The sequence below is a fragment of the Luteibacter sp. 22Crub2.1 genome (assembly GCF_900167995.1).
GTDB classification, from domain to species: Bacteria; Pseudomonadota; Gammaproteobacteria; order Xanthomonadales; family Rhodanobacteraceae; genus Luteibacter; species Luteibacter mycovicinus.
Map to the genome: position 1 here is coordinate 1 of NZ_FUYT01000031.1, position 5,856 is coordinate 5,856.

The 5,856-nt window shown below is 64.8% G+C and carries 7 protein-coding genes; 4 read left to right on the forward strand and 3 right to left on the reverse strand.

Annotated elements, in window-relative coordinates; translation table 11 throughout:
- Positions 1-256: 256 nt before the first annotated feature.
- Both B5X73_RS20415 and B5X73_RS20420 read right to left on the reverse strand, forming a co-directional pair.
- Positions 257-1,156 (reverse strand): EamA family transporter, encoded by a 900-nt coding sequence (locus tag B5X73_RS20415; protein ID WP_079523088.1) that lies wholly within the window; start codon positions 1,154-1,156, stop codon positions 257-259.
- A gap of 129 nt (positions 1,157-1,285) precedes the next feature.
- Positions 1,286-2,071, reverse strand: coding sequence for an AMP nucleosidase (locus B5X73_RS20420; RefSeq protein WP_079523089.1), 786 nt, complete (start codon positions 2,069-2,071; stop codon positions 1,286-1,288).
- A 164-nt stretch (positions 2,072-2,235) separates the two neighbouring features.
- On the opposite strand from B5X73_RS20420, the gene B5X73_RS20425 reads away from it, so the two are divergent.
- Positions 2,236-3,180 carry a DegV family protein gene (locus tag B5X73_RS20425; RefSeq protein WP_176167911.1) on the forward strand — a complete coding sequence of 315 codons (945 nt, stop codon included), beginning with the start codon at positions 2,236-2,238 and terminating at the stop codon, positions 3,178-3,180.
- Positions 3,181-3,182: 2 nt separating this feature from the next.
- Entirely contained in the window at positions 3,183-3,827 is a 645-nt protein-coding gene (locus B5X73_RS20430) for a DUF4124 domain-containing protein (protein WP_079523090.1), read from the forward strand.
- 12 nt (positions 3,828-3,839) lie between these two features.
- On the opposite strand, the gene B5X73_RS20435 is transcribed toward B5X73_RS20430, so the two are convergent.
- On the reverse strand, positions 3,840-4,622 hold the full coding sequence (locus B5X73_RS20435; protein ID WP_079523091.1) for an SDR family oxidoreductase: 783 nt from the start codon (positions 4,620-4,622) through the stop codon (positions 3,840-3,842).
- Between the two features lie 46 nt (positions 4,623-4,668).
- On the opposite strand from B5X73_RS20435, the gene B5X73_RS20440 reads away from it, so the two are divergent.
- On the forward strand, positions 4,669-5,469 hold the full coding sequence (locus B5X73_RS20440; RefSeq protein ID WP_079523092.1) for an ABC transporter ATP-binding protein: 801 nt from the start codon (positions 4,669-4,671) through the stop codon (positions 5,467-5,469).
- A 47-nt stretch (positions 5,470-5,516) separates the two neighbouring features.
- Positions 5,517-5,732 (forward strand): hypothetical protein, encoded by a 216-nt coding sequence (locus tag B5X73_RS20445; RefSeq protein WP_036117012.1) that lies wholly within the window; start codon positions 5,517-5,519, stop codon positions 5,730-5,732.
- Positions 5,733-5,856 lie beyond the last annotated feature (124 nt).

The following is a 5,856-nucleotide window of genomic DNA, read 5'->3' on the forward strand; positions in this document are numbered from 1 at the left end:
CGGTAACCGTTGAGGGGAGTGCCGCCGGGAAGCGGCACGCGTGAGAATGCCTTAGTATTTGGCATAGCCATGGTCAACCTTATCTGTTGATTAGGGTCAGCGGACCTTGTGGTGCGTCAACACCCCTGGTCCGCGCTTCTCACCGCTTTGAGCGATGGTTGCCTGCGACGCGTGGATCGCTACCCCGCAGGCAACGGATACAAGCTAACAAAACGATTGCGGGTTGTCTTGAGAATCTGGACCGATTTCGCAATCGTCAGCGTTCGCCAACGGGGTTGGCTATCACCGGGGCGCGTGTCCAGCGTGGACTGAGGACGAAGACGACGACACCCGCGAGCATCACCGCGATGCCGAGCCATACGCCGGAGGCGAAGTGCTCGTCGAAGACCAGCCACGACGTGGCGATGCCGGAGACCGGCACCAGTAGCGACAGCGGAGCCACCGTCGCTGCTGGATAGGTCTTCATCAACGTGTTCCAGATGAAGTAGCCGAAGATCGTCGTGACGTATGCCTGAAAGAGAATGGATCCTACGGCGGGAAAGGTAATGCCGTGACTCAGCACGACGAACGGAGCCGAGCCACGCACGAGCCATGTCAGCAGGAGCAGTGCCGGGGCGGAGAATGCGCTCGACCAGACGATGAAGGCGAGCATATCGGCGGGTTTATGTCGTTTCACGATCAGATTGCAGACGCTCCAGCTGACTGCGGCGAGTAATACCAGCAGCACGCCACGCGTCGCCGCCGCGCCTTTCGTATAGCCGACTACGAGCAGCAAGCCGCCACCGGCCAGCACCATGCCCGCGACTTGCGGTGCGCGAATGCGTTCCCCAAGCACTGCGGCGCTGAGCAACAGCGTAAAGAACGCACTGAACTGCAGCACGAGGGACGACAGCCCCGGTGACATGCCCTGCGACATCGCGAGGTTGACCACGAACCATAGCCCCACGCCGAACAAAACGCCGTAGATGGCGACGGCGCTCAAGGGAACATCGACCGGCCGACGGATGAAGAACGCCAACGGCAACGCCGTCATCAGAAATCGCAGCGCGGTGAGGAGAAACGGGTCGAGGTCACGCAGGCCGGCTTCGATCACCGAAAAGTTACTGCCCCAGATCACCGTCACCAGCGCGCCGAGCATCAGATCGCGCACGCGCATGGCCGTCATTCCTTCTGAGGTGGGGAAGCCGACCCTAAAGGAGGCGATCGACGACCGGAATACGATTATTCTGAAATTTCGCCCCGGGATCGTCTAGCGTGATCGCCTCGTCCTTTTCTTCCGACGACGTCAGTCCTGCTCGTCCTCGAAGCGCAGGTGCTTCACGCTGCGCCCGTGCCGCCGCACCAGCTTCAGTGCCTCGATGCCGACCTTGATGTGCCGCTCGACGAAGTTGGCCGTGACCGCCGCGTCGCTGGACTCCGTCTTGACGCCCTCGGGAATCATCGGCTGGTCGGAGACCAGCAGCAAGGCGCCGCAGGGGATGTGATTGGCGAAGCCGGCGGCGAAGATCGTGGCCGTCTCCATGTCGATCGCCATGCTGCGGGTGCGACGCAGGTAGTCCTTGAAGCCTTCGTCATGCTCCCAGACGCGGCGGTTGGTCGTGTAGACCGTACCGGTCCAGTAGTCGTGGCCGAGGTCGCGGATCATGGTGGACACGGCGCGCTGCAGCTGGAAGGCCGGCAGCGCCGGGACCTCGGGCAGCAGGTAATCGTTGGACGTGCCCTCGCCGCGGATGGCGGCGATCGGCAGGATCAGGTCACCGATGGCGTTTTTGCGCTTGAGGCCGCCGCACTTGCCGAGGAACAGCACGGCTTCCGGCTCGATCACGCTGAGCAGGTCCATGATGGTCGCGGCGTTGGGGCTGCCCATGCCGAAGTTGATCAGGGTGATGCCGTCGGCGGTGGCGTTGGGCATGGCACGGTCGCGTCCGCGTACTTCCACGCCGTGGTCGGCGGCGAAGCGCTCGACATAATGGCCGAAGTTGGTCAGCAGGATGTGCCGGCCAAAGCCCTCCAGGGGCGTGCCCGTGTAGCGGGGCAGCCAGTTGGAGACGATCTCGTTCTTGGTTTTCATGGGGGATCTTCACAATCCGGTGGCGCGGTTACCGGCGACGCCACGCCGGCGGAGATGCCAAATTCATTCGGCGAAGTGTAGCATCCGGTCCAGCGGAGCGAAGTGGAACGCAGCGGGCGTTTCGGGCGCCGCGAGGCCTCGAGCCGTGAATGGGAGTGGTGCCGATGCGAATCGGAGTGGCGATCGACGCGGCCTGTGACCTGCCGCATGACTTCCTGGAGCGCAACGGCATCGCGGTCATGCCGATCACCGTCAAGGTCGACGACCAGAAGTTCAAGGACGACCGCGACCCTGCCGAGATCCAGCGCTTCCGCGACCAGAAGCTGGGTAGCCGCAGTCATTCGGCGGAGACCGAGGCAAGCTCGGTTGAAGATGTGCAGGACCTTTTCCTCGACCGCATGGTCCGCGACTTTGACTGCGTCGTCTGCCTGACCATCATGGCCACGCGCAGCCCGATCCACGACAACGTGATCAAGGCCAGCTTCGCCATCCTGAAGAGTTACCGGCCGGTCCGTGAAGCCATGGGCCACACGGGGCCCTTCCTGATGCGGGTGGTCGATACACGCAATATCTTTGCGGGCTCCGGCCCGGCCGTCGCGGAGACCGTGCGGATGATTCAGGCGGGCAAGTCACCCGCCGAAGTACGTGAACGCGCCGCTCATGTCGCCGATTGCTCGTACGGCTACATGCTCCCGCGCGATCTGAATTACCTGCGCTCGCGCGCCCGGAGCAAGGGCGATCGCAGCGTCAGCTTTCTCAGCTCGATGCTCGGCACCGCGCTCGATATCAAACCGATCCTCCGCGCGCATCGCGGCGAAACCGGACCGGTCGGCAAGGTCCGTGGTTTCGAGCACGGAGCGCAGGTGCTGTTCGAATACGCCGCCAAGCGGGTCCAGGCCGGACTGCTCGTGCCCTCGCTGTCACTCAGCTACGGCGGTGACCTGGACGACATGCGCAACCTGCCGGGATATCACCCACTCACGCGCATCTGCGGCGACGCCGGTGTCGAAATCCTCGAGAGCCCCATGAGCATCACGGGCATGGTCAACGTCGGCGAAGGGGCGATGACGATCGGTCTGGCTGGCGAAGACCACATCGCCGAGTTCTGACCATGCGCCCTGCCCGCGTCGCACTCGCCATGCTCGCCCTGGTGACCGGCCCCGCGCTTCATGCGGAGACGGTATACAAGTGTGTCGCCGCCGGGCAGACGATCTACCAACAGACGCCGTGCGCCAAAGCGCAGCGTCAGGAGACGATCCAGCTGGTGGACTCGGCTCCCGCTGACGGCAAGGTCGCTCCCATGCCCGGCGCACCGCCGCCCCGCGACGACGTCGACAGCCCGGAACCGCCGGCGCCGCCGGCTGCGTTGCCGCCGCGCATGTACGGCTGCATCCGCGCGACGGATGGCAAGCCATATACCAGCCACAACGGCCACCCGGAGCCTTATCTGGCACCGTCGGGTGTGGTGGGCGATTTCGGGGGGACATTGAGTGATACCTACGGAAACAGCCGCGCGGCGGTCGCGTCCGCACCGGAGCTCAACCGCGGCAAGGGCAGCGTCGGCGCGCTCGTCAACAACAACTACATCTGGGTGCAAGACCAGTGCCGTGCACTGAGCCCCGACGAGACCTGCCGCGTGTTGCGCGACGATGCCGATGCCAACCAGAAGGCGATCCGCAACGCGTTCAAGAGCGACAAGCCGCCGCTCGAAGCGAAGGACGCATCGCTTCGCCGGCAGCTTCAGGCCTGCGGCTGAGCCCGGCGAACGTCAGAAGCCGTAGCGCAGAAATCCTCCGTCCACCGCGATGATCTCGCCCGTGACATAACTGGACACGGGCAGGCAGAGAAAGGCGACGGCGCCGGCTACTTCTTCGGGCTCACCGATACGTCCCATCGGCGTGCGGTCGAGCACTTCCTCGAGGTATTCCGGGTCGGCCAGCGCGGGCTCGCTGCGCTGTGTCCGGATGTACCACGGGGCCACCGCGTTGACGCGAATGCCGTCTTCAGCCCATTCCACCGCAAGGTTGCGCGTCATCTGGTGCAGCGCGGCCTTGGTCATGCCATACGGCGAGCCCGTGCGCACGTGCGTGATGCCCGAGACCGAGCCGACGTTGACGATCGCGGCATTCGCGTGCTGGATCAGATGCGGGTACGCCGCGCGGCTCATCTCGTAAGCCGAAAACACGTTGAGCTCGAAGAGCGCACGGTATTCGTCAGGCGAATAGTCGAGTGTCGGACGCGGCGTGTTGCCGCCGACGTTATTCACGAGAATCGACAGGTCAACGTCGAGGTCGACTACCCAGTCGAAGACGGCGAGTCGGTCTTCCTGGTCGGAAAGATCGGCGGCCATGCCCAGGATTTCCACCTCGGGACACTCCTCGGCCAGCTCGTCGCGGACTTCCTGCAAGACCAGTTCATCGCGCGCGACGAGCAGCACGTCGGCACCGAGGGCCGCGAGTTCGCGCGCACAGGCGTAGCCGATGCCTTTACTCGCGCCGGTGACGAGTGCGGTGCGGCCGTCGAGGCGCCAGCTGGGAAGTCGTGGATGCATGAGTGGTCTCCTTCGATGTCGGCATCCTACAAGGTATGCTCGGACGATGGACGTCCAGACTCCCCTGCTCGGCATCGACCGGGCCACCGTGATCCGCGAAGGTCGTGCGCTGCTCGACGCCGTGTCGCTGACGATCGCGCCGGGCCAGCACACCGCCATTCTCGGGCCCAACGGCTCGGGCAAGTCCACGCTGGTCAAGCTGATCGAGCGGCGCCTGTACCCGCTCGTGCATGACGACGCGTCGCCCGTGATCCGCGTCTTCGGCCGCGACCGCTGGAACGTCGCGGAACTTCGCTCGCTGCTCGGCGTGGTCTCGGCGGACCTTCGGCGCGAGTTCGAGGCATCCGGCGAGACCGCACTGAACGCGGTGCTCTCCGGCTTCTTCGCGTCGATGACGCTCGGTCTCGACCATGACGTGACCGACGACATGCGTTCGCGCGCCGGACAGGCGTTGCAGCGTGTCGGCGCGGCGCACCTGGCATCGCGCGACGTATCGACGCTGTCGACGGGCGAAGCCCGGCGCGTCCTGATCGCACGCGCGCTCGTGCACCGGCCCCGCGCGCTCCTGCTCGACGAACCGTGTGCGGGACTGGATCCGGGTACGCGTCGGCGCTTCCTCGACCTGCTGCGCGAACTCGCTCAGGATGGAACGACGCTGCTGCTGGTTACCCACCATGTCGAGGAAATCGTCCCTGAGATCGGCCATATCGTCATGCTGCGTGACGGCACCTTGTTCGGGGAGGGCCCGAAGGACGAGCTGCTGGCAGCCGACCGGCTGTCCGAGCTGTTCGGCTGGCGTATGGACGTCGACCGGGTGAACGATTTCTACGGCGCGCGATTGCGCTGAAGCGCACGGAGCGCGAGACTCGGCCCGACCCTGAGGACATGCCCGTCATGACACATCGCGCCCTGCCCGTTCTGCTCGTTCTTGCCTGCGCGGCCTGCTCGAAACCGCCGCAGCCGGCGCCGACCCCGCCCGCACCCCAGGCGCGCGTCGAAACCCCGTGGGATTCCCTCGAGGCGCAGAAGAAGAAGGCGCAGGACGTGCAGAAGACGGTCGACGATCAGGCCAAGGCGCAGGATGCGGCGCTGAAGGCGCAGGAACAATAAAACATCGCGCGCAAGGCGCGCTCCTACGGGTAGGAGCGCGCCTGTAGTGGCCGGGTTTTTCAGGACCACCAAGTAGGAGCAAAATCTCCTGCGAGGTGAATCATGGCTCATAGAAAAATTCCGG

Bases quoted from the DNA above. Each gene is read 5' to 3' on its own strand.
- B5X73_RS20435 (WP_079523091.1), bottom strand. From the start codon at position 4,622: ATGCATCCACGACTTCCCAGCTGGCGCCTCGACGGCCGCACCGCACTC.
- B5X73_RS20445 (WP_036117012.1), top strand. From the start codon at position 5,517: ATGACACATCGCGCCCTGCCCGTTCTGCTCGTTCTTGCCTGCGCGGCC.
- B5X73_RS20415 (WP_079523088.1), bottom strand. From the start codon at position 1,156: ATGCGCGTGCGCGATCTGATGCTCGGCGCGCTGGTGACGGTGATCTGG.
- B5X73_RS20425 (WP_176167911.1), top strand. From the start codon at position 2,236: ATGCGAATCGGAGTGGCGATCGACGCGGCCTGTGACCTGCCGCATGAC.
- B5X73_RS20420 (WP_079523089.1), bottom strand. From the start codon at position 2,071: ATGAAAACCAAGAACGAGATCGTCTCCAACTGGCTGCCCCGCTACACG.
- B5X73_RS20430 (WP_079523090.1), top strand. From the start codon at position 3,183: ATGCGCCCTGCCCGCGTCGCACTCGCCATGCTCGCCCTGGTGACCGGC.
- B5X73_RS20440 (WP_079523092.1), top strand. From the start codon at position 4,669: ATGGACGTCCAGACTCCCCTGCTCGGCATCGACCGGGCCACCGTGATC.